The following is a 20,981-nucleotide window of genomic DNA, read 5'->3' on the forward strand; positions in this document are numbered from 1 at the left end:
ACTAACGCTCCTGCTGGTGAGAGGTGCCGAGGTTGAATCCGTTGTTCGCCGGGCCGGTGTTGCCCGCCTGACGACCTTGCTGGATACCCCGACGGAGATTGGTCAGCCGGCCGCGTACGTCAGCGGGTGCACGAGAGACCTGCGGACCGGCCTGGGTGTTCTGTTCCTGCGCGGTTCCCGGCACCAGGTTGGCGCGCGGTACCCGGCGGGGCAGACCGGAGGTGGTGAGACCGCCGGCCTGGGGCTTTTTGGCCCGCTCGGCCTGGCGTACCAGCTCGTCGTTGGGCGAGGTGCGCCAGGAGGAATGGGCACCCACGCCGTTCGCGCCCGAACCGCTGTTCCCCGAGCCGTTGTCGCCCGAGGGGACACCGAAGCTGTTGGTGCCCGAGTCGATGGTGCCGAAGCTGTTGGAGCCCGTGAAGGCGGAGCCGTTCGACCCCGAGCCGTTGGCGCCCGAGCCGTTGGCACCGGACCCGTCGGCGCCCGGCCCGTTCGAGGAATCCCGCCGGGGCATGAGCGGTTCGCGCCGCGGCATCGGCGGTTCCTGCCGACGGGGCTCGAACGAGGCCGGCTCGTACCCGGAGGGCTCGGACCGCTGCGGCTCGAACGAGGACGCGGACGAGGGCTGCGCGGGGAACCGCGGCTCCGGCTCGGCGGACTGCTGCCGGCCGTCCTGGCGCCCGGTGTCCTGCTGCTGGTCGCCCTGCTCCGGGGTGTGGAACCAGTTGGTTTCCAGGTTGTCGTACAGCGGGGTGCTGCCGTCCCCCGGACCGGCCGGAGGCAGCGCCTCCTGCTGCGGCTGCGGCGGCAGGCTCGGCGGACGGTAGCCGCCCTCCGAACCGGGCACCGGGGCGGGCGCCGGAGGCCGCGGGGCGTTGAAGTCCTGGGCGCCACCGAAGTCGGTCTGCGGGCGGAAGCCGGACCCGTCGGTCCGGTCCTGCCTGCCGTGGTAGTCCGCGTCGAAGCCCGTCGGCGCCGGGGCGCCGAAGTCGGGACGGGGGAACTGGGCCGTGGCCGCGGCGTCCTGGGGGTTGCCCTGCGGGGCGTTCTGACCGGGTCGGGGCGCGGTGAAGTCCGGGCGCGGGAACTCCGCCGTGGCGGCGGGGCCCTGCTGGTCGCCCGTGGGCCGGGCGAACTGACCGGTGGACTCGTGCTCCTCGTGGCCGCGCGGGGCGTCCAGCGAGGGGCGCTGCGCGCCCGACGCCTGGTCGGCGCCCCAGCTGGTGGTCTGGGGCCGCTTCGGCTGCGGGTTGCCGCCGGGCAGTTCGGCGCGCGGTCCGCCGGGCGGCGGGAGCTGCCGGCCGCCGGGGGCGGGGGCGCCGCCCTGCTGGAAGGCGTTCTGGGCACGGCCGCTGAAGCCGTTCTGACCGCCCTGGCCGCCCTGACCGCCCTGGCCGCTGTTCTGGCCGCTCTGACCGCCCTGGCCGCCGTTCTGCCCGCCCTGGCTCTGGCCCTGGGGCGCGGGAGCCTGGCCGCCGCGGTTCTGCGGCGGCGGGCCGAAGGCGTTCTGGGCGAAGACGCTGGGCTGGCCGCCGCCCTGGCGCTGCGGGTCCTGCGGACCGCCGGAGCGCGGGGGACCGGCCTGCGGACCGCCCTGCGATCCGCCCGGCGTACCGTCCCGCGCGGGCAGCGCCGCGCGCGGGCTCGCACCCGGGCCGACCTGGCCGAGCGGCGCACCCGAGCCGAGCAGGCCCGGAGCGGGCGAGCCGCCGGGCGCGGCGCCGAGGCCGGGACGGCCGCCACCGGCCGCGCCGGGAGCACCGGCGGGCAGCTGGCCGCCGGCCGGTCCGCCCTGGCCGGGGCCGTTCTGACCGGAACCGCCCTGGCCGGGGCCGTTCTGGCCGGGCCGGCCCATCGGGCCCTTCTTGCCGCCGTGGGCGACATCGACCGGCAGCATGACCAGCGCGGTCGTACCGCCGGAGTCGGAGGGGCGCAGCTGGATCCTGATGCCGTGGCGCAGGGAGAGCCGGCCGACCACGAACAGACCCATGCGGCGCGAGACCGAGACGTCCACGGTGGGCGGCGAGGCGAGCCGCTCGTTGATCGCCGCGAGGTCCTCGGGCGACAGGCCGATGCCGGTGTCGTGGATCTCCACCAGCACGCGTCCGTCGGGCAGCGCGTGTCCGGTCACCCGGACCTTCGTCTGCGGCGAGGAGAAGGACGTGGCGTTCTCCAGCAGCTCGGCGAGCAGGTGCACGAGGTCGTTGACGACGCGTCCCGCGACCTCGGTCGGGGGGACCTGGGCCAGTTCGATGCGCTCGTACTGCTCCACCTCGGACGCCGCGGCGCGCAACACGTCGACCAGCGGTACGGGCCTGGTCCAGCGGCGGCCCGGCTCCTCGCCCGCGAGGACGAGGAGGTTCTCGCCGTTACGGCGCATACGGGTCGCGAGGTGGTCGAGCTTGAAGAGGGAGGACAGCTGGTCCGGGTCGGCCTCGCGGGACTCCAGTTCGGAGATGAGCGAGAGCTGACGCTGGATGAGGCCCTGGCTGCGGCGCGAGAGGTTGGTGAACATCGCGTTGACGTTGCCCCGCAGGAGGGCCTGCTCGGCGGCGAGCCGCACCGCCTCGCGGTGCACGTCGTCGAAGGCCGCGGCGACCTTTCCGATCTCGTCCTTGGAGTGCACACCGACCGACTCGACGGAGGTGTCGACGTCCTGCGGGTCCGAGTCGGAGAGCTGCCTGACCAGCTCGGGCAGCCGGTCCTGGGCGACCCGGGTCGCCGTGTCCTGGAGCCGGCGCAGCGAGCGGATCATGGAGCGGGCCACCACGAAAGCGCCGACCAGCGAGACGCCGAGGACGAGGAGGATCACGGCGCCGTTGATGAGCGCGTCGCGCTGCGAGCTGGCGCGCAGCTCGCGGGCCTTGGCCTCCATCTCGCCCAGCAGCGTGGCCTCGATGTTCTTCATCGCCGCGATCCGGGTGGACGCCTGGTCGGTCCAGTCCAGATACGAGCGGTTGGGCTGCGCGGCGAGGCCGTCGGAGCGGTCGAGCACCCGGTCGGCGTACTTCTCGGACGCCTGGATCTCGGGGCTGCCCTGACCGTTGAGCGGGGCCATCAGCGCTTCGGCGTCGCCGCCCATCGCCTCGTACAGCGCCCGGAAGGAGGTGAGCGCGTTGCGCTCCTTCTTCGCCGCGGCCAGACCGTACAGCCGGTCGTTCTCGTTGAGCTTGCCCTTGGTCTTCGGGTCGGCGGGGAGCGCGGCGGCGATGATGGCCCGCTGGATGGACGCGTACTCCTTGGCGGACGAGAACGCCGCCAGCGCGCGGGTCCGCTTGATCATGTCCGGGTTGCTGGTCGCCTGGGCCATGTCCTGCGACAGGCTCAGCAGGGAGTCGATCAGCCCGCTGTACGCGTCGACGGTCAGCGAGTGCGCGTCCGAGTTGTACGCGTCCTTGCGGATGTCGTTGATGCCGTTGACCTGGGAGGCGATCTGGGTGACGTTGGAGCGGATGCTCTCCAGCGCCTGGTCGCCGTCGGTGTTGCCGATGTCGACCGTGGTGTCGAGGAAGCCCTTCTTCGCCCGGTCGGTCTTCGTGCGGCGGTCCTGGACCCGGAAGTCCTTGGCGTCGGCGCCGTTGGTGAGGGGGCCGGCCGACTCGTCGCGCTCCGCCTGGAGGGCCTGCGCGAGGTTGGTGGCCTCCTTGGTCATCTTGGTCAGCAGCTGCATGTGCTCCAGCTGCTGCATCTCGTTCAACGAGTCGTTGATACGGAGGCCGCCCAGGGTGGTCGCGGCGACCACGGGCAGGGTCAGCAGCGCCACCAGTCGGGTGCTGATGCGCCAGTTGCGCAGGGCGACGCGTGAGCCGGGATCGGTGGGGTCCTTGGCCTTCGCCCCCGGCTGATCGGCCGAGGTCTCGTGGCCGCCGGCGGACGCCGCGCCGGGAGGGCCGCCGCGGCCGCCGCTCTCGCCCGAAGGCGCCGGGCCCGGGTTCTGGGTGTGCTGGGGCGAGGAGCCGCGGTCGGTTCCGCCGCGGGGCTCCTGCTCCGCCGCAGCGCTGCTATCCCTCTTGAAACGTCCCTGCACTAGCGTCGCAACCTCTGGACCAGGCGTCCTCCCGCGAACGGAAGAACGGTGTCGGCGTCGTGGGGCGCAGAACGCTCCCCATGGTGGTCGTGAGTGACCGGCGCTTGCTCCCCTTCCCCGCCGCCGCACGGCGCTGCGTTGCGCCCTTGCGCGCCGGACCTGAAACCCGCGGCGGTGGGGGGAATTCCAGCACAGTGCAGGATCTCCAACAAGGCCGATGGGTGGCGCTGTGACCGGAATGACACGGCGTGAGCACCGGAACACGACCCGTAGAAAGTCTTGGCGGAGGAAACGGACTTTTACTGGCGAGCCGCGTACGGGTGGGGGGTGTCCCAGTCCTGATGATCAGCAGCGGAATGCAACGTTCAGTAGGGCAATGTCCGTTTCTGCCACCGTCAACGGCCGTCCGTAATGCGCGGAATGCCCACCGATCCGTGAGCAAACTCACACGGTGATCGCTGATGCATCCCGGTTCCGGCGGGGAATTGGCTGTCTAGCCTGACGCTTTACAGGGATGGCATATCCGACAACCGGCGCTCGCGCGCCCGTACTCCGACAGGGTCTGACACCGAGATGAAGACGACGATGATGTTCCGCGCCACCGCGAACCCCCGCCGCACCACGCTGGCGCACCTCGACGACGCCGAGAACCTCGTACCCACGGAGCACCCGGAGCACTCCGTCACCCTGCCGAACCGCACCGCCAACCCCCGCCGCACCACGCTCATGGTCGCCCCCACCGCCCAGTAGGCCCGACCGCCCCGCACGGGCCCCGTCGCCCGCGCGGCCGATCACATGAGTCCGGCGGCCCGCGTCCAGCGGCCCCCCTCGCCCCCTCGCGGCGGCGCGGGCCGGAGCGGTCGCACCACGAGGTGCCCCCCGGCCGCGCGCTAGCCTGGAGCGTCAGTCTCCAGACCAGCGAGCAAGTGAGGGGCGACAGCATCCCGTGCGCATCGCCAGATTCTCCATCGACGGCAATGTCGCCTTCGGCGCGGTCGAGGGCGAAGGCAGCGGCGACTCCGCCGGCCTCGTCCTCGACATCATCAAGGGCATTCCGTACGCCGACTTCGAACTCTCCGGGACCAAGGTCCCGCTGAGCAAGGTGCGGCTGCTTCCGCCCGTACTGCCCAACAAGGTCGTGGGTTATGCCCGCAACTACCGGGAGCACGCGGCGGAGCTGGGCAACGAGGTCCCGCCGGCGCCGTTCGCCTTCCTCAAGCCCACCACCGCGGTGATCGGCTCCGGTGACGCGATCGAGTACCCGTCGTTCTCGAACGACGTCAGCTACGAGGCCGAACTCGCCGTCGTCATCGGCCGGATGTGCCGCGAGGTGCCGCGCGAGCGCGTCAAGGACGTCGTCTTCGGCTACACCTGCGCCAACGACGTCACCGCGCGCGACACCCAGAAGACCGAGAAGCAGTGGGCCCGCGCGAAGGGCTTCGACACCTCGTGCCCGCTCGGCCCCTGGGTGGAGACCGAACTCGACCCCTCCGACGTGACGATCCAGTGCACGGTCAACGGCCAACAGCGACAGCTGGGCCGCACCAGCGAGATGGTCAACTCCGTCGAGGACCTGATCGTCAACATCAGCGAGGCCATGACCCTGCTTCCGGGCGACGTCATCCTCACGGGCACCCCCGCGGGGGTCGGCCCGCTCAGCGTCGGCGACGAGGTCGCCGTCACCATCGAAGGCATCGGCACTCTCACCAACAGGGTGATCAAGCGTGGCTAGCACACACTCCGGCACGGACGCCGGCGTCCGGGTACGTTTCTGTCCCTCCCCGACCGGCAACCCCCATGTGGGACTGGTCCGTACCGCCCTGTTCAACTGGGCGTTCGCCCGCCATCACGGCGGCACCCTGGTCTTCCGCATAGAGGACACCGACGCGGCGCGCGACTCCGAGGAGTCGTACGGCCAGCTGCTCGACTCGATGCGCTGGCTGGGGCTCGACTGGGACGAGGGCCCCGAGATCGGCGGCCCGCACGCGCCGTACCGGCAGTCCCAGCGGATGGACATCTACCGCGACACCGCCGAGCGGCTGCTCGCCGCCGGTCACGCGTACCACTGCTACTGCACCACCGAGGAGCTGGACGCGCGCCGCGACGCCGCCCGCGCGGCCGGCCGGCCCTCCGGGTACGACGGCCACTGCCGTGACCTGAGCGCGGCGGAGAAGGCCGGGTACGAGGCCGAGGGCCGCAGCGCCATCGTCCGCTTCCGCATGCCCGACGAGCCGATCACCTTCACGGACCTGGTCCGCGGTGAGCTGACCTTCACCCCGGAGAACGTCCCGGACTACGGCATCGTCCGCGCCAACGGCGCCCCTCTCTACACGCTCGTCAACCCGGTCGACGACGCGCTGATGGAGATCACCCACGTCCTGCGCGGCGAGGACCTCCTGTCCTCCACCCCGCGCCAGGTCGCGCTCTACAAGGCGCTGATCGAGCTGGGGATCGCCAAGGACATCCCGGCGTTCGGCCACCTCCCGTACGTCATGGGCGAGGGCAACAAGAAGCTCTCCAAGCGGGACCCGCAGGCGTCCCTCAATCTCTACCGGGAGCGCGGGTTCCTGCCGCAGGGGCTGCTCAACTACCTCTCCCTGCTGGGCTGGTCGCTCTCGGCCGACCGCGACCTCTTCTCCATGGAGGAGATGGTCGCCGCGTTCGACATCGCGGACGTCAACGCCAACCCGGCGCGCTTCGACCTGAAGAAGGCCGAGTCGATCAACGCCGACCACATCCGGCAGCTGGACGTGGCGACGTTCATCGAGGCGTGCGGCCCGTGGCTGAAGGCCCCTTACGCCCCGTGGGCGCCGGAGTCCTTCGACGCCGCCGCCTTCGCGGAGCTGGCGCCGCTCGCCCAGACCCGGGTCACGGTCCTCTCCGACATCACCGCCAACGTCGACTTCCTCTTCCTCGACGAGCCGGTCACGGACGAGGCGTCCTGGGCGAAGGCCATGAAGCCGGGCGCCGACGCGCTGCTGGCCACCGCGCGGACGAAGATCGCCGAGGCGGAGTGGAACGCCGAGGCGCTCAAGAACGCCGTCCTCGCGGCCGGTGAGGAGCACGGCCTCAAGCTCGGCAAGGCCCAGGCGCCGGTCCGCGTCTCGGTCACGGGGCGCACGGTCGGCCTGCCTCTCTTCGAGTCCCTGGAACTCCTGGGCCGCGAGCGCACGCTGTCCCGGATCGACGCGGCGCTGGCGAAGCTGGCGGCGTGAGGACCTGACGTACGCGCGTGACGGCGGGGGCGGCTCTCCCGGTGGAGATCCGCCCCCGCCGTCAGCCTTCGGAAGTGTCCGTACGCAGGCGCGTTTACTCGTTTTGGAGCGCCGTCCACGATCAGGTAATGTTCTTCCTGCGCCGCCCGAGAAGGCCGAAAGGCCCGATCGGAAAGCGCAAGCCGGAGCGGAATCCCCGTAGGGGTTCGGTTTTGGTGGGCTATGGTGTAATTGGCAGCACGACGGTTTCTGGTTCCGTTAGTCTAGGTTCGAGTCCTGGTAGCCCAGCGCAGATGTTTCTGCAACGCCCCCGTTGTGTAGCGGCCTAGCACGCTGCCCTCTCACGGCAGTAGCGCCGGTTCGAATCCGGTCGGGGGTACAGATCCTTCTCTCCGACGTCTTCGGGTCGCACCCGGAAACGTTGATGCAGGATCGCTAGGGCCCCCGTTGTGTAGCGGCCTAGCACGCTGCCCTCTCACGGCAGTAGCGCCGGTTCGAATCCGGTCGGGGGTACTGGACTGAATGACCATGGGCTATGGTGTAATTGGCAACACGGCGGTTTCTGGTTCCGTTGTTCTAGGTTCGAGTCCTGGTAGCCCAGCGCAGATGTTTCTGCAACGCCCCCGTTGTGTAGCGGCCTAGCACGCTGCCCTCTCACGGCAGTAGCGCCGGTTCGAATCCGGTCGGGGGTACAGAAGATCACAGAAGAGGCCCTTCCCGGTCGGGGAGGGCCTCTTCCGTGTGCCCGGCCCCGCCCTCAACCACCGCAGCCGAAGCGCCTGTTGGACTCCTCGGCCTCGGCGAGCCGGCGCAGACCGAGCAGCACCGGTTCGTACAGCACCGTCAGTGCCACCGCCGCCTCGACCTGGCCGGTGCCCGGCTCGTACCGCTCCACCATGTCCAGGTCCACCGTGCCGAGGGCGGCGGCCGAGCGCGCGTACGCCAGCAGATCCGCCGGTGCGCACGGATAGCCGGTACGCGACAGGCCGGCCACGGCGTCCACCAGCATGCGGTACGCGGGGGAGCGGTCGCCCTCCGCCCGGCCGAAGGCCCAGCCGACCCGCTCCAGCACCTCGTCCACGGCCCGTGTCGCCTCCTCCCGCGCCTCGTCCCGGCCGGCGTCCCCCGCCGGGTCCTGCGCGCCGTGGGGCAGCGCCCAGACCGCCGCGCCGATGCGCATATGGCGGTCGAGCGACTCGTCCTCGACCGCCACCAGCACCTCCCGCGCGGTGGCCACCGGCATCCGGCCGACCTGGATCAGCGCCCGCACCAGCCGCAGCCGCCGCAGATGCTCCTCGTCGTACTCGGCCTGGGTGGCGCTCACCCGGCGGCCGGGCCGCAGCAGCCCCTCGCGCAGGTAGTACTTGATCGTGGCGGTGGCCACTCCGCTGCGTCGACTCAGCTCCGCCATGCGCACGCGCTTGCACCTTCCTCTGGAGAGTGTCACTATCCAAGCATGGATAGCGACACTATCCAGTGTGCCAGGGAAGCACCGACGAAGGGGGACCGGTATGCCCGCGAAGCCGATCGAGGGACGGATGACCGCACGCGCCGAAGGTGAGACGACCGTCTTTCTCATCGGGATGCGCATCAACAAGTTCCGCTCGCCGCGCGACTGGTGGCCGGTGGCCCGGGCGATGCCGCGCATGCTCAGGGAGCTGTCGCGGGAGAAGGGCAGCGGGCTGATCGGGGCGCGCACCCTGATCGGCGGACCCCGGCTGGTCTACGTCGTCCAGTACTGGGACTCGAAGGAGAAGCTGCTCGCGTACGCCTCGGCCGCCGACGGGGCGCACCACCCCGCCTGGGCGGCCTTCAACCGCAGGATGCGGGCGGGAAAGGGCGGGGTCGGGTTCTGGCACGAGACCTACGTCGTGCCGGCGGGCTCGTACGAGAGCGTCTACGTCGACATGCCGGAGTTCGGCCTCGGGAAGGCCACCGGTGTGATGCCGGTGGGCCGGCGCGGAGAGCGCGCCGCCGAGCGGCTCGCCCCGCGGGAATGACCGGTGCGGCCGCTGCGGCGCTGGAGCGGCCCGCCGGTGTCCGTGCTGGGCGGAGTGGGGAAGTGGGGGCGGAAGGGACGGGAGGGGGACGGGCGGCTCAGCCGGTACGGCGCAGGGCCTCGCTCAGCCGGCCCGCCGCGTCGATCACGGCCTGGGCGTGCATACGGCCCGGATGCCGGGAGAGCCGCTCGATCGGTCCGGATACCGAGACGGCCGCGACCACCCGGTTCGACGGCCCGCGCACCGGTGCCGAGACCGAGGCCACCCCCGGTTCCCGCTCGCCGATCGACTGCGCCCAGCCCCTGCGCCGTACGCCCGAGAGCGCCGTCGCGGTGAAACGGGCGCCCTGCAGGCCGCGGTGCAGCCGCTCCGGCTCCTCCCAGGCCATCAGGATCTGCGCGGAGGAACCGGCCTTCATGGTGAGGGTGGAGCCCACCGGCACGGTGTCCCGCAGCCCGGAGAGCCGTTCCGCCGCCGCCACGCATATCCGCATCTCGCCCTGGCGGCGATAGAGCTGGGCGCTCTCGCCGGTCAGGTCCCGCAGATGTGTGAGTACGGGTCCGGCCGTGGCCAGCAGGCGGTCCTCACCGGCCGCGGCGGCCAGCTCGGCCAGCCGCGGACCGAGGATGAACCGGCCCTGCATGTCCCTCGCCACCAGCCGGTGGTGTTCCAGTGCCACGGCCAGTCGGTGGGCCGTGGGCCGTGCGAGCCCGGTCGCCGCGACCAGCCCGGCGAGGGTGGCCGGTCCGGACTCCAGGGCGCTCAGTACCAGAGCAGCCTTGTCGAGAACGCCGACGCCGCTAGAGTTGTCCATGAAACGATACTCGCGTCTCACTCTGTGAAACGCAAGTTCAATTTCCCGGGGAACTTGCCAACCTGTATGTACGGGCTCGCGGAGTATCGGGGCCCAGCCGACGTCCGGTGCGTGGGGTACGGACGTGGGCCCACACATCTCTAGGAATGCCGGCCGCCAGAGGCCGGCCGGAGGGAAAGCGATGGGTAGGACACTCGCGGAGAAGGTCTGGGACGACCACGTCGTCCGGCGCGCCGAGGGCGAGCCCGACCTCCTCTTCATCGATCTGCACCTGCTGCACGAGGTCACCAGCCCCCAGGCGTTCGACGGCCTGCGCAAGGACGGCCGGGAGGTCCGGCGGCTCGACCTCACCATCGCGACCGAGGACCACAACACCCCGACCCTCGACATCGACAAGCCGATCGCGGACCCGGTCTCCCGGGTCCAGTTGGAGACGCTCCGCAAGAACTGCGCGGACTTCGGCGTACGGCTGCACTCGCTGGGCGACGTCGAGCAGGGTGTCGTCCATGTCGTGGGCCCGCAGCTGGGGCTGACCCAGCCCGGCACCACCGTGGTCTGCGGCGACAGCCACACCTCCACCCACGGCGCCTTCGGCGCGCTGGCGTTCGGCATCGGCACCAGCCAGGTCGAGCACGTGCTGGCCACCCAGACGCTGCCGCTGGCCCGTCCCCGGACCATGGCCATCACCGTCGAGGGCGAACTGCCCGACGACGTCACCGCCAAGGACCTGATCCTCGCCGTCATCGCCAGGATCGGCACCGGCGGCGGCCAGGGCTACATCCTCGAATACCGGGGTCCGGCCATCGAGAAACTCTCGATGGAGGCCCGGATGACCATCTGCAACATGTCCATCGAGGCCGGCGCCAGGGCGGGCATGATCGCCCCGGACGACACCACGTTCGACTACCTCAAGGGCCGCGACCACGCCCCCACGGGCGAGGAGTGGGACGCGGCGGTCGACTACTGGCGGACGCTGCGCACCGACGACGACGCGGTCTTCGACGCCGAGGTGCTCATCGACGCCTCCGCGCTCGCCCCGTTCGTCACCTGGGGCACCAACCCCGGCCAGGGCGCGCCGCTCTCCGCGCGGGTCCCCGACCCGGCTTCGTACGAGGACGCTTCGGAGCGGTACGCCGCCGAAAAGGCCCTGGAATACATGGGGTTGAGCGCCGGACAGGCGCTGCGCGACATCAAGGTCGACACCGTCTTCGTAGGCTCCTGCACCAACGGCCGTATCGAGGACCTGCGCTCGGCGGCCTCGCTGCTGGACGGCCGCAAAGTCGCCGACGGGGTACGGATGCTGATCGTCCCCGGCTCGGTACGGGTCGCCCTCCAGGCGGTGGCCGAGGGCCTGGACAAGGTCTTCACCGCCGCCGGCGCCGAATGGCGGCACGCGGGCTGTTCGATGTGTCTGGGCATGAACCCCGACCAACTCGCGCCCGGCGAGCGCTCGGCGTCCACCTCCAACCGCAACTTCGAGGGCAGGCAGGGCAAGGGCGGCCGGACCCATCTGGTCTCGCCGCAGGTCGCCGCCGCCACCGCGGTACTGGGCCATCTGGCCTCGCCCGCCGATCTGTCCGACGCCGATGCCACCGGCCGTACGCCCGCGGGAGCGCGATAACCATGGAAGCCTTCACCACACACACCGGCCGCGCCGTTCCGCTGCGCCGCAGCAACGTCGACACCGACCAGATCATCCCGGCCCACTGGCTCAAGAAGGTCACTCGCGACGGCTTCGAGGACGGACTCTTCGAGGCGTGGCGCAAGGACGCGTCGTTCGTGCTGAACCGGCCCGAGTACGCCGGGGCCACGGTGCTGGTCGCCGGACCCGACTTCGGCACCGGATCGTCGCGCGAACACGCCGTGTGGGCGCTCCAGAACTACGGCTTCAAGGCCGTGATCTCGTCCCGGTTCGCCGACATCTTCCGCGGCAACTCGCTCAAGAACGGCCTGCTGACCGTGGTGCTGGAGCAGCCGGTCGTGGACGCCCTGTGGGAGGTCGCCGAGAGTGACCCGCGGGCCGAGATCACCGTCGACCTGGAGAAGCGCCAGGTTCGCGCCACCGCCCCCGACGGAGCAGCGCTTGTGGCCGATTTCGAGCTTGACGAGAACGCCCGCTGGAGGTTGCTGAACGGGCTGGACGACATCAGTCTCACCCTTCAGAACGAAGCCGACATCGCCGCGTACGAGGCCGTCAGGCCGTCCTTCAAACCGCGCACGATTACCGCCTGATCAGCGCTTTTCCCCTACTGCACCCCCTGCCGCCCGGCAGGGGGTGCAGTTGCTTGTTGAGCCCCCGTCGGGCGACAACTCGCCCTAGATGGCACAATCGGCGCATGGAACGCGACAACCAACTCAAGCTTTACGGGTTGGTCGCCGAACAACTCAAAGAAGCGCACGCGACGGTGCGTGCACTGCAGGTCCCGGAGGGCGTGCGCAAGGCGCTCTCCCGGAAGCTGCTCGTCATCACGGCGGCGGCGAAACACGATCTCCCGGACGCGGCAAGGCGTCTGGACCGCTTGATGAAGGACCTCGACGAGGGTCGTTTTCCCGAAGGTGACTGACCTCCGCGGAACTCCACCAGGTCGACTTCGTTGCGGCACTAGGGTGATTAGCCCGTTTCGTGTTTGATTTGCGGTATATATCTGCCTAACGTGCGAAAAAGCTTGAACACTTTCGTTCTGGCAATGTCTCCGAAGGGGAAGACGTGAACAAGGCGCAGCTCGTAGAAGCGATTGCGGACAAGGTCGGCGGCCGGCAGCAGGCCGCCGACGCGGTCGACGCGGTACTCGACGCGATCGTCCGCGCGGTCGTCGCGGGGGACCGGGTCTCGGTGACCGGTTTCGGCTCGTTCGAGAAGGTCGACCGCCCGGCCCGCTACGCCCGTAACCCGCAGACGGGTGAGCGCGTCCGGGTCAAGAAGACCTCGGTGCCGCGCTTCCGCGCGGGACAGGGCTTCAAGGACCTGGTCAGCGGCTCGAAGAAGCTCCCCAAGAACGACGTGGCCGTCAAGAAGGCCCCCAAGGGCAGCCTCTCGGGCGGATCTTCCAGCCGTACGACCGTGAAGGCCGCGGCCAAGAAGGCCACCGCCAAGAAGGCCACGGCGAAGAAGGCGGCGGTCAAGAAGACCACGGCCGCCAAGAAGACCACGGCGGCGAAGAAGACCACCGCCAAGAAGACCAGCCCGGCGGCGAAGAAGACCACGGCCAAGAAGGCCACGGCCACCACCACCGCCAAGAAGGCCACGGCGAAGAAGACCGCGCCCGCCAAGAAGACCACGGCCAAGAAGGCCCCCGCCAGGAAGGCCACCGCGCGCACCACCACGGCGAAGAAGACCGCCGCCAGGAAGTAGCGGCAGAGCAGAGGACGTCACAGCAGGGCCACACACGCCGGGCCGGGCTCCCCTCGGGGAGCCCGGCCCGCGGCGTTGCCCCGGCCGTCCCGGCCCGGGCGGGCCCCGGAGCGTCGGAGCGCTCAGAGCGTCTGGAGCGTCACCAGCGTGACGCGCAGCGAAGCGCCCGCCCCCTCCGTCTCGATCCGTACCCGCTGACCCGGCCGGAGCAGCCGCAGCCCGCCGGCGTCGAAGGCCGCCGCGTCGAATTCCACCGGGGTGCCGTCGTCCAGCAGCACACTTCCGGTGCGGGTCTCGGATTCATAGGTGTACGAGGTTGCCTGCATGACCGCAGCGTATCGATCCCCGCGCGGGTCGCAACCGGCCGCTCAGAGTCCGGAAGGCCGCGCGGCGGGCCGTCCGTATCCGGTGTACCGGGACGCCGTGAACCTTCCGAGCCCCAGCTCCGCCGCCGCCGTCAGATCGTCGCCGGTATCGACATCGCGCCGTACGGAATCCACCCCGGCCAGCCCTATTTCCACCGCGCCCGACAACAAATGACGCTGCCGGGACGGCCCGCCGAAAGCCGGATTCAATTCCGTACCCGGCGCCGCTGCCAGCAATGTCGTACCGATTTCGGCGGCGTCCGCGAGAAAAGCCCGGCGGAAAGAGGCGGCCGCGGCCAGCACCCGGCCCAGCTCCCGGGGCCGCAGCGCCGGCAGATCCGCGTTGAGCGCGGCCACCGCCGCCTGCGGCCGGGACGCCCTGACGGTCCGCACGCCGTGCGCCAGCGCCGCGTTGAGCCCGCCGCCGGGGGCGTCGGGCACGACACGCGCGCCCAGCGCGGTCAGCTCCTCGGCCGCCGTCGGATCGTCCGTGACGACCACCACATCACGGACCGCTGCGCAGGCCAGCGCCGCGGCCACGGTGTCCTGCGCGAACGCGAGGGCCAGCCGGGGGCGCAACGTCTCCCCGGCGGAGGCGGCGAGCCTGCTCTTGGCCAGCCGCAGCGGTTTCAGCGGAACGACCAGGGACCAGCGGGCTGTCGGGTCGGTGTCCGTGGCGAACTCTCCGTCCATGCGTAGCGGCTCTCCATTGTCGCCCGGCGTCGGCGCGCCCCGCCCTCCCGGCCCACCGTCCCGGACCCCGGAGCGAGGCGTACGGTGTTCTCGACAGAGCAGGAGGCCGGGACCACACTTGATCCCCGGCAGCCGGGCGTGAGCCGGGCGATAAGAGGAAGGTGTCCGAGTGCCCCGCCGCAGAATCGGCTTCTGGTACCGCCTGGCGGCGGTCATCGCGAAACCGCCGCTGATCGTACTGCTCAAGCGGGACTGGCAGGGGGCGGAGCACATCCCGGCCGACGGCGGATTCATCACGGCGGTGAACCACAATTCGCACATCGACCCGTTCGCCTATGCGCACTTCCAGTACAACACGGGGCGCGTTCCGCGCTTCCTCGCGAAGAACGGCCTATTCACCTCGGGATTCATCGGCGCGGTGATGCGCGGCACGGGCCAGATCCCCGTCTACCGCGAGAGCACCAACGCGCTCAGCGCCTACCGGGCCGCCATCGACGCCGTCGAGCGCGGTGAATGCGTCGCCTTCTACCCCGAGGGCACGCTCACCCGCGACCCGGCGCAGTGGCCGATGACCGCCAAGACCGGTGTCGCCAGGGTCGCGCTCCAGACGAGGTGCCCGGTCATCCCCGTCGCGCAGTGGGGCGCCAACCTGCTGCTGGCCCCGTACGCCAGGAAACCCGATCTCCTCCCGCGCAAGACGCACCGGGTGCTGGTCGGTCCGCCCGTCGACATCTCGCGCTACTACGACGAGCAGATCACCCCCGAATTGCTGCGCGAGGTCACCGAGGTCATCATGGCCGCGATCACGGAACTGCTCTCCGAGCTACGCGGGGAGCCGGCGCCCGCGGCCCCGTACGACCATCGCGAGGCCAGGGCGGAACAGCGGCGCAGGGCCGCGGAAGAGGGGTCCAAGTGACGCGGGTCGCCGTATTCGGAGCGGGTTCATGGGGCACGGCGTTCGCCATGGTCCTGGCCGACGCGGGGTGCGAGGTGACGGTCTGGGGCCGCCGCGCCGATGTCGCGGAGTCCATCAACACCACGCACACCAACCCCGACTATCTGCCGGGCTTCGAACTGCCCGCCGGCGTGCGGGCCACGACGGACGCGGCCGAGGCCGCCAGGGGCGCCGAGTTCACCGTACTGACCGTGCCGTCGCAGACGCTGCGCGCCAACCTCGCCGCGTGGGCGCCCGTACTGCCCCGCGACACCGTCCTCGTCTCGCTGATGAAGGGCGTCGAACTCGGCACCGCCAAGCGGATGAGCGAGGTCATCGAGGAGGTCGCCGGGGCGCCCGCCGACCGGGTCGCCGTGGTCACCGGACCCAACCTCGCCAAGGAGATCGCGGGCCGGATGCCCGCCGCCGCCGTCGTGGCGTGCCGGGACGAGGCGGTCGCGCGGCGGCTCCAGGCCGCGTGCCACACGCCGTACTTCCGCCCGTACACCAACACCGACGTCGTCGGCTGCGAACTCGGCGGCGCGGTCAAGAACGTCATCGGACTCGCGGTCGGCATCGCCGACGGCATGGGGCTCGGCGACAACACCAAAGCCTCCCTGATGACCAGGGGGCTGGCCGAGACGACCCGGCTCGGACTGGCCATGGGCGCCGACCCGCACACCTTCTCCGGACTCGCCGGAATGGGCGACCTGATCGCCACCTGTTCCTCGCCGCTCTCCCGCAACCACACCTTCGGCACCAACCTCGGCCGCGGGATGACCCTCCAGGAGACCATCGCGGTCACCAAGCAGACCGCCGAGGGCGTCAAGTCCTGCGAGTCCGTGCTGGATCTGGCCCGGCGCCACGATGTCGACATGCCCCTCACCGAGACCGTCGTGGACATCGTGCACAACGGCAAGCCGCCGCTCGTCGCGCTCAAGGAGCTCATGTCGCGCAGCGCCAAGCCCGAACGCCGCTGACTCCGGCGCCGCCTGCGCTGACTCGGGCCCCCTCCAACAGGTACTCTCATCGCGATATGAGCAGCGAGAACCCCTCCCAGAGCCCTGAGCAGCAGCTCCGCAAGCCGCGCGTGGCCGTCGTCTTCGGCGGACGTAGCTCCGAGCACGCCATTTCGGTGGTCACGGCCGGCGCCGTACTGCGGTCCATCGACCGCACGAAGTACGACGTCCTGCCCATCGGCATCACCACCGACGGCCGCTGGGCGCTCACCGCCGACGACCCGGAGCGGATGGCCATCGCCGGCCGCACGCTGCCGAGTGTCGAGCAGATCGCGGAGTCCACGGACGGCACGGTCGTCCTCTCCGCCGATCCCGGCAACCGCGAAGTCGTCTACAGCGAACCGGGCTCGGTGCCCAAGGCGCTCGGCGAGGTCGATGTCGTCTTCCCCGTGCTGCACGGCCCGTACGGGGAGGACGGCACCCTCCAGGGCCTGCTGGAACTCTCCGGCGTCCCGTATGTCGGCGCGGGCGTCCTCGCCTCGGCCGTCGGCCAGGACAAGGAGTACATGAAGCGGGTGTTCACCTCCTTCGGGCTGCCCGTCGGCCCGTACGTGGTGATCCGCCCGCGCGAGTGGGAGCGGGGAGCGGACGCGGCCGCCGCCGTCCGCAAGAAGATCGTCGACTTCGCGGGCGAGCACGGCTGGCCGCTCTTCGTGAAGCCCGCGCGGGCCGGCTCCTCCGTGGGCATCTCCAAGGTCGACGACCTCGCGGGGCTGGACGAGGCGATCGCCGAGGCCCGCCGCCACGACCCCAAGATCCTCGTGGAGTCGCTGCTGCGCGGTCGCGAGATCGAGTGCGGTGTGCTGGAGTTCGAGGACGGCCCGCGCGCCAGTGTGCCCGCCGAGATCCCGCCCGTCACGGCCCACGACTTCTACGACTTCGAGGCCAAGTACATCGACTCCGCCACCGGACTCGTCCCCGCGCCGCTCACCGAGGAGCAGACGGCCGAGGTGCGGCGGCTCGCGGTCGAGGCGTTCGAAGCGGCCTCCTGCGAGGGGCTGGTCAGGGCGGACTTCTTCCTCACCGAGGACGGCGGGTTCGTCATCAACGAGATCAACACGATGCCGGGCTTCACGCCCATCTCGATGTACCCGCGGATGTGGCAGGAGAGCGGCGTCGCCTACGCGGAGCTGATCGATGTCCTCATCCGGGCGGCGCTGCGCCGCCCCACCGGTCTGCGCTGAGCGGCGGCACCGGCCGGCCGGGGGCCCGGCCACCGGCCGGACGGGCGCCCGGGGTCAGAGGGCGGCGGGGATCGTCTTCCCGACGGGCACGGCCAGCGGGGCGAGCGGGGTGGAGTCATGGGTGAAACGCTCGTCCATGGTGACCTCCACGTAGGTCTCGCGGTACGTCGTGGTGAAGCGGGGGCCCGAGTCCCTTTCCTCCAGCATCCAGTTGACGCCGTCCGCCTCCACCGCCTGCGCCTGCGGGTCGCTCATCCGCTCCGGCCGGGGGACACCGCAGCGCAGCACGATCGCGCCGTCCCCCCAGCCGGCGGTCAGTTCCGACGCCGGCCGCGGATCGTTCCTCCCCAGGTCGGCGAGGGTCTTCGGCAGTTCCTTGTGCAGCGCGCGGCAGAGCGAGGCTTCCTTCGCGGTGGGGCTGGGTACCGCGACCGACGGGGCGGCGTCCGTCGCGGCACAGCCCACGACCGCCGAAAGAAGGACGACGGCGGTCGTACGGGCGGCGAGAAGGCCGGATAGCCTGCGGCGGGAACGTATCACCGGTCAAGCGTAGACGGCGGCCGTCCGGGGCCGGCCGCCGCGTGCGGGGTGGGAGAGGGGCACGGCGAAGCCATGGTGAGCGACGACAGTGGGACGGGCCGCGCGCACCGTCCCCGCGCCGCCGCCGTGCCCGCGCCCGGTCGGCTACAGATGCACCACCGGGCAGGTCAGGGTGCGGGTGATGCCCTCCACCCGCTGGATTCTGGCGACGACCATGCGCCCCAGTTCATCGACGGTGTCGGCTTGTGCGCGCACGATCACGTCGTACGGGCCGGTGACGTCCTCGGCCTGGATGACTCCCGGAATCTTCGCGATGGTCTCGGCGACGGCCGTCGCCTTGCCCACCTCGGTCTGAATAAGGATGTACGCCTGTACCACGGAACCTCCAGGGCGGCCACGAGGATCATGTGGGGTGGAAAGAGACGCCACGGTATCGCGTCGCCGTGGACCGCGGGGAGACCCGCGGGGCCGGTGGCGTCCGACGGGTGGCGTACGCGGGACGAAGTTGACGCGGGGCATGACCTACCGACAGCAGTGCAGGACCGCGACCGCAGGCGCGGCCGGTGAGGAGAGAGGAGACTCGGTGAAGGGAACCGTGGGCGAGTTGGGGGAGTTCGGGCTCATCAGAGAACTCACCTCCCGGCTCACCACCACCCCGGCGGTCCGGCTCGGGCCGGGCGACGACGCCGCGGTCGTGGCCGCGCCCGACGGCAGGGTCGTGGCGAGTACGGATCTGCTGCTGGAGGGACGGCACTTCCGGCGTGACTGGTCGACGGCGTACGACGTGGGCCGCAAGGCGGCGGCGCAGAACCTCGCCGACATCGCGGCGATGGGCGCCGTCCCCACCGCGCTGCTGCTCGGCCTGGTCGTGCCGGCCGAATTGCCGGTCACCTGGCCCACCGAGCTGATGGACGGCATCAGGGACGAGTGCCAGGTCGCGGGGGCGGCGGTGGTCGGCGGCGATGTCGTACGCGGTGACACCATCACCATCGCCATCACCGCGCTCGGTGATCTGCGCGACCACGAACCGGTGACCCGGTCGGGCGCCAGGCCCGGCGATGTCGTCGCGTACACCGGCTGGTTGGGCTGGTCGGCGGCCGGCCACGCGGTGCTCTCGCGCGGCTTCCGCTCGCCCCGCGCCTTCGTCGAGGCACACCGCAGACCGGAGCCGCCGTACCACGCGGGCCCCGCGGCGGCCGGGCTCGGTGCCACCGCCATGACGGATGTCAGCGACGGACTCGTCGCGGATCTCGGTCATATCGCGGAGGCCAGCAAGGTCCGGATAGATCTGCGGTCGGGGCTGATCGACATCCCCTCCCAGATGAACGACATCGGGCAGGCCGTCGGTATCGACCCGCTCCAGTGGGTGCTGACCGGGGGAGAGGACCACGCGATCGTCGCCACGTTCCCGGCGGACACGAAGCTGCCGGCCCGCTGGAAGGTGATCGGCGAGGTACTCAAGCCCTCGGCGCCGCCGCGGGTGACGGTCGACGGGGCACCCTGGACCAGTAAGGGAGGCTGGGACCACTTCGGCGACGCCGACGAGGACCGCTGACCGGACGGTGCGGGACCGCACCGGCGGACCGCTGCCGGAGCGCTTGTAGATTCGCTCCATGCCGATATCCGCGCCATCCGTACGAGAGCACCCCGCGCCGGTGCCTCCCCGTGTCCTCACCGTCGCCGGATCCGACTCCGGCGGCGGTGCGGGCATCCAGGCGGACCTGAAGACCATGCTGGCGCTCGGGGTGCACGGCATGAGCGTGCTCACCGCTGTCACCGCGCAGAACTCACTGGGGGTACGGGGGGCCTGGGAGCTGCCGGTGGAGGCGGTACGGGCCCAGTACCGCGCGGTGGTGGACGACATCGGCGTCCAGGCCGTGAAGACCGGAATGCTCTCCTCCGCCGAGTTGGTCTCCGCCGTCTCCGCACTCCTCGCCGGGACCGGCGCCCCCGTGGTCGTCGACCCGGTCGGTGTCTCCAAGCACGGCGATCCGCTGCTGGCGGCCTCGGCGCTGGAGACCGTGCGGACCGAGCTGATGCCGGTCGCGACCGTCGCCACCCCCAATCTGGACGAAGTGGCGCAGCTCACCGGGGTACGGGTGACGGACGAGGCCGGCCTGCGGCGCGCGGCCCACGCCGTGCTCGAATTCGGCCCCCGCTGGGCGCTGATCAAGGGCGGTCATCTGCCGGGCGACGCGGTCGACCTGCTGTACGACGGCACCGAGGAGCACTGGCTGCGCTCGCCCCGTCACGACAACCGGCACACCCACGGCACGGGCTGCACCTTCGCCGCGGCGATCGCCGCCGGACTGGCCGGCGGACTGGACGTGGTGGCGGCGGTGGTGGCGGCCAAGGAATACGTGACGGGCGCGATCGCGGGCGGATTCGCGCTGGGGAGCGGCATCGGCCCGGTGGACCACGCCTGGCGCACCCGTACCCGTACCGGCCCGTGACGCCTGGTGCCTTCCGGGCCCGCCCGCGGGCACGCGGGCACGGCAAAAAGCCGGTCCACCGAGGTGGACCGGCTTTTCAAGGCAACCGCAGGGGCTGCGCTACGACGCAGGCGTCAGCGCGAGACCTTGCCGGCCTTGATGCACGAGGTGCAGACGTTGAGCCGCTTCGGCGTCCGACCGACCACGGCACGCACGCGCTGGATGTTCGGGTTCCAGCGACGGGACGTACGGCGGTGCGAGTGGGAAATGCTGTTGCCGAAGCCCGGCCCCTTGCCGCAGACGTCGCAGTTGGCAGCCACGGGTCACTCCAAAGACTTCAGATGCTCGTACAGAGAAATCCGGCGTGGCTCGATTCAATGACTGATGTCGCGTTGCCGGAGGATTG

21 protein-coding genes and 5 tRNA genes are annotated in these 20,981 nt (G+C 71.0%); 18 read left to right on the top strand and 8 right to left on the bottom strand.

From position 1 onward, the window contains the following. Position 1 precedes the first annotated feature (1 nt). On the bottom strand, positions 2-4,027 hold the full coding sequence (locus ACFY6S_RS28060) for a nitrate- and nitrite sensing domain-containing protein (protein ID WP_388814636.1): 4,026 nt from the start codon (positions 4,025-4,027) through the stop codon (positions 2-4). 573 nt (positions 4,028-4,600) lie between these two features. Here ACFY6S_RS28060 and ACFY6S_RS28065 point away from each other — a divergent pair. The 8 genes from ACFY6S_RS28065 (at position 4,601) to ACFY6S_RS28100 (ending at position 7,934) form a co-directional block, all read left to right on the top strand. Beyond that, entirely contained in the window at positions 4,601-4,777 is a 177-nt protein-coding gene (locus ACFY6S_RS28065) for a hypothetical protein (protein WP_388814634.1), read from the top strand. A gap of 196 nt (positions 4,778-4,973) precedes the next feature. Continuing rightward, on the top strand, positions 4,974-5,759 hold the full coding sequence (locus ACFY6S_RS28070; protein ID WP_388814632.1) for a fumarylacetoacetate hydrolase family protein: 786 nt from the start codon (positions 4,974-4,976) through the stop codon (positions 5,757-5,759). Next, positions 5,752-7,242 carry a glutamate--tRNA ligase gene (gltX, locus tag ACFY6S_RS28075; RefSeq protein ID WP_388814630.1) on the top strand — a complete coding sequence of 497 codons (1,491 nt, stop codon included), beginning with the start codon at positions 5,752-5,754 and terminating at the stop codon, positions 7,240-7,242. Before ACFY6S_RS28070 ends, gltX begins: the two co-directional genes overlap by 8 nt. A 216-nt stretch (positions 7,243-7,458) precedes the next feature. Then, positions 7,459-7,530: transfer RNA gene (locus ACFY6S_RS28080), tRNA-Gln, on the top strand. 18 nt (positions 7,531-7,548) lie between these two features. Continuing rightward, positions 7,549-7,621: transfer RNA gene (locus ACFY6S_RS28085), tRNA-Glu, on the top strand. A 61-nt stretch (positions 7,622-7,682) separates the two neighbouring features. Continuing rightward, a tRNA-Glu gene (locus tag ACFY6S_RS28090) sits at positions 7,683-7,755 on the top strand. Between the two features lie 16 nt (positions 7,756-7,771). Next, positions 7,772-7,843: transfer RNA gene (locus ACFY6S_RS28095), tRNA-Gln, on the top strand. 18 nt (positions 7,844-7,861) lie between these two features. Continuing rightward, a tRNA-Glu gene (locus ACFY6S_RS28100) sits at positions 7,862-7,934 on the top strand. Positions 7,935-7,999: 65 nt separating this feature from the next. On the opposite strand, the gene ACFY6S_RS28105 is transcribed toward ACFY6S_RS28100, so the two are convergent. Then, positions 8,000-8,659 carry a MerR family transcriptional regulator gene (locus ACFY6S_RS28105; RefSeq protein WP_388814628.1) on the bottom strand — a complete coding sequence of 220 codons (660 nt, stop codon included), beginning with the start codon at positions 8,657-8,659 and terminating at the stop codon, positions 8,000-8,002. 94 nt (positions 8,660-8,753) lie between these two features. Between ACFY6S_RS28105 and ACFY6S_RS28110 the strand changes: the two genes are divergently transcribed. After that, complete coding sequence (locus ACFY6S_RS28110) at positions 8,754-9,242, top strand: DUF4188 domain-containing protein (RefSeq protein ID WP_388814626.1); 489 nt, start codon at positions 8,754-8,756, stop codon at positions 9,240-9,242. Between the two features lie 97 nt (positions 9,243-9,339). On the opposite strand, the gene ndgR is transcribed toward ACFY6S_RS28110, so the two are convergent. Further along, positions 9,340-10,056: an IclR family transcriptional regulator NdgR gene (ndgR, locus tag ACFY6S_RS28115; protein WP_388814624.1), complete on the bottom strand. Its 717-nt coding sequence runs from the start codon at positions 10,054-10,056 to the stop codon at positions 9,340-9,342. A 181-nt stretch (positions 10,057-10,237) separates the two neighbouring features. Between ndgR and leuC the strand changes: the two genes are divergently transcribed. The 4 genes from leuC to ACFY6S_RS28135 all read left to right on the top strand — a co-directional run bounded on the left by leuC (position 10,238) and on the right by ACFY6S_RS28135 (position 13,408). Continuing rightward, positions 10,238-11,677 carry a 3-isopropylmalate dehydratase large subunit gene (leuC, locus tag ACFY6S_RS28120; protein ID WP_388814622.1) on the top strand — a complete coding sequence of 480 codons (1,440 nt, stop codon included), beginning with the start codon at positions 10,238-10,240 and terminating at the stop codon, positions 11,675-11,677. 2 nt (positions 11,678-11,679) lie between these two features. Next, positions 11,680-12,288: a 3-isopropylmalate dehydratase small subunit gene (gene leuD, locus ACFY6S_RS28125; protein WP_388814620.1), complete on the top strand. Its 609-nt coding sequence runs from the start codon at positions 11,680-11,682 to the stop codon at positions 12,286-12,288. 104 nt (positions 12,289-12,392) lie between these two features. Next, positions 12,393-12,620 carry a hypothetical protein gene (locus ACFY6S_RS28130; RefSeq protein ID WP_388814618.1) on the top strand — a complete coding sequence of 76 codons (228 nt, stop codon included), beginning with the start codon at positions 12,393-12,395 and terminating at the stop codon, positions 12,618-12,620. Positions 12,621-12,763: 143 nt separating this feature from the next. Next, a complete protein-coding gene (locus ACFY6S_RS28135) occupies positions 12,764-13,408 on the top strand; it encodes an HU family DNA-binding protein (protein WP_388814616.1) in 645 nt (214 codons plus the stop codon). 122 nt (positions 13,409-13,530) lie between these two features. Here the strand turns inward: ACFY6S_RS28135 and ACFY6S_RS28140 are convergent, their stop codons facing one another. Next, the gene (locus tag ACFY6S_RS28140) at positions 13,531-13,734 is read right to left on the bottom strand and encodes a hypothetical protein (protein ID WP_388814614.1); all 204 of its coding nucleotides are present in this window, start codon (positions 13,732-13,734) and stop codon (positions 13,531-13,533) included. 42 nt (positions 13,735-13,776) lie between these two features. Continuing rightward, entirely contained in the window at positions 13,777-14,466 is a 690-nt protein-coding gene (gene cofC / locus ACFY6S_RS28145) for a 2-phospho-L-lactate guanylyltransferase (protein WP_388814612.1), read from the bottom strand. A gap of 169 nt (positions 14,467-14,635) precedes the next feature. Here cofC and ACFY6S_RS28150 point away from each other — a divergent pair, with 169 nt between their 5' ends. Genes ACFY6S_RS28150 through ACFY6S_RS28160 form a run of 3 tightly spaced genes read left to right on the top strand, consistent with a single transcriptional unit; the run spans position 14,636 to position 17,603 of the window. Next, positions 14,636-15,382 (top strand): lysophospholipid acyltransferase family protein, encoded by a 747-nt coding sequence (locus ACFY6S_RS28150; protein WP_388814610.1) that lies wholly within the window; start codon positions 14,636-14,638, stop codon positions 15,380-15,382. Then, the gene (locus tag ACFY6S_RS28155) at positions 15,379-16,380 is read left to right on the top strand and encodes an NAD(P)H-dependent glycerol-3-phosphate dehydrogenase (protein WP_388814609.1); all 1,002 of its coding nucleotides are present in this window, start codon (positions 15,379-15,381) and stop codon (positions 16,378-16,380) included. The genes ACFY6S_RS28150 and ACFY6S_RS28155 overlap by 4 nt, the downstream gene beginning before the upstream one ends. A 56-nt stretch (positions 16,381-16,436) precedes the next feature. Further along, positions 16,437-17,603, top strand: coding sequence for a D-alanine--D-alanine ligase family protein (locus tag ACFY6S_RS28160; RefSeq protein ID WP_388814607.1), 1,167 nt, complete (start codon positions 16,437-16,439; stop codon positions 17,601-17,603). 54 nt (positions 17,604-17,657) lie between these two features. Here the strand turns inward: ACFY6S_RS28160 and ACFY6S_RS28165 are convergent, their stop codons facing one another. Both ACFY6S_RS28165 and ACFY6S_RS28170 read right to left on the bottom strand, forming a co-directional pair. Then, on the bottom strand, positions 17,658-18,143 hold the full coding sequence (locus ACFY6S_RS28165; protein WP_388814606.1) for a DUF3515 domain-containing protein: 486 nt from the start codon (positions 18,141-18,143) through the stop codon (positions 17,658-17,660). Between the two features lie 144 nt (positions 18,144-18,287). Further along, on the bottom strand, positions 18,288-18,521 hold the full coding sequence (locus ACFY6S_RS28170) for an Lrp/AsnC family transcriptional regulator (RefSeq protein WP_388814604.1): 234 nt from the start codon (positions 18,519-18,521) through the stop codon (positions 18,288-18,290). Between the two features lie 205 nt (positions 18,522-18,726). On the opposite strand from ACFY6S_RS28170, the gene ACFY6S_RS28175 reads away from it, so the two are divergent. Both ACFY6S_RS28175 and thiD read left to right on the top strand, forming a co-directional pair. After that, on the top strand, positions 18,727-19,698 hold the full coding sequence (locus tag ACFY6S_RS28175) for a thiamine-phosphate kinase (protein ID WP_388814602.1): 972 nt from the start codon (positions 18,727-18,729) through the stop codon (positions 19,696-19,698). A 58-nt stretch (positions 19,699-19,756) separates the two neighbouring features. Next, positions 19,757-20,596, top strand: coding sequence for a bifunctional hydroxymethylpyrimidine kinase/phosphomethylpyrimidine kinase (gene thiD, locus ACFY6S_RS28180; protein WP_388814600.1), 840 nt, complete (start codon positions 19,757-19,759; stop codon positions 20,594-20,596). Between the two features lie 113 nt (positions 20,597-20,709). Here thiD and rpmB read toward each other — a convergent pair whose 3' ends face one another. Continuing rightward, entirely contained in the window at positions 20,710-20,895 is a 186-nt protein-coding gene (gene rpmB, locus ACFY6S_RS28185; RefSeq protein WP_078877327.1) for a 50S ribosomal protein L28, read from the bottom strand. Between the last annotated feature and the right edge of the window lie 86 nt (positions 20,896-20,981).

This window comes from Streptomyces sp. NPDC012835 (genome assembly GCF_042900885.1).
In the GTDB taxonomy this organism is placed as follows: domain Bacteria; phylum Actinomycetota; class Actinomycetes; order Streptomycetales; family Streptomycetaceae; genus Streptomyces.

Bases quoted from the DNA above. Each gene is read 5' to 3' on its own strand.
- ACFY6S_RS28065 (WP_388814634.1), top strand. From the start codon at position 4,601: ATGAAGACGACGATGATGTTCCGCGCCACCGCGAACCCCCGCCGCACC.
- ACFY6S_RS28110 (WP_388814626.1), top strand. From the start codon at position 8,754: ATGCCCGCGAAGCCGATCGAGGGACGGATGACCGCACGCGCCGAAGGT.
- ndgR (WP_388814624.1), bottom strand. From the start codon at position 10,056: ATGGACAACTCTAGCGGCGTCGGCGTTCTCGACAAGGCTGCTCTGGTA.
- leuC (WP_388814622.1), top strand. From the start codon at position 10,238: ATGGGTAGGACACTCGCGGAGAAGGTCTGGGACGACCACGTCGTCCGG.
- leuD (WP_388814620.1), top strand. From the start codon at position 11,680: ATGGAAGCCTTCACCACACACACCGGCCGCGCCGTTCCGCTGCGCCGC.
- ACFY6S_RS28130 (WP_388814618.1), top strand. From the start codon at position 12,393: ATGGAACGCGACAACCAACTCAAGCTTTACGGGTTGGTCGCCGAACAA.
- ACFY6S_RS28140 (WP_388814614.1), bottom strand. From the start codon at position 13,734: ATGCAGGCAACCTCGTACACCTATGAATCCGAGACCCGCACCGGAAGT.
- cofC (WP_388814612.1), bottom strand. From the start codon at position 14,466: ATGGACGGAGAGTTCGCCACGGACACCGACCCGACAGCCCGCTGGTCC.
- ACFY6S_RS28160 (WP_388814607.1), top strand. From the start codon at position 16,437: ATGAGCAGCGAGAACCCCTCCCAGAGCCCTGAGCAGCAGCTCCGCAAG.
- thiD (WP_388814600.1), top strand. From the start codon at position 19,757: ATGCCGATATCCGCGCCATCCGTACGAGAGCACCCCGCGCCGGTGCCT.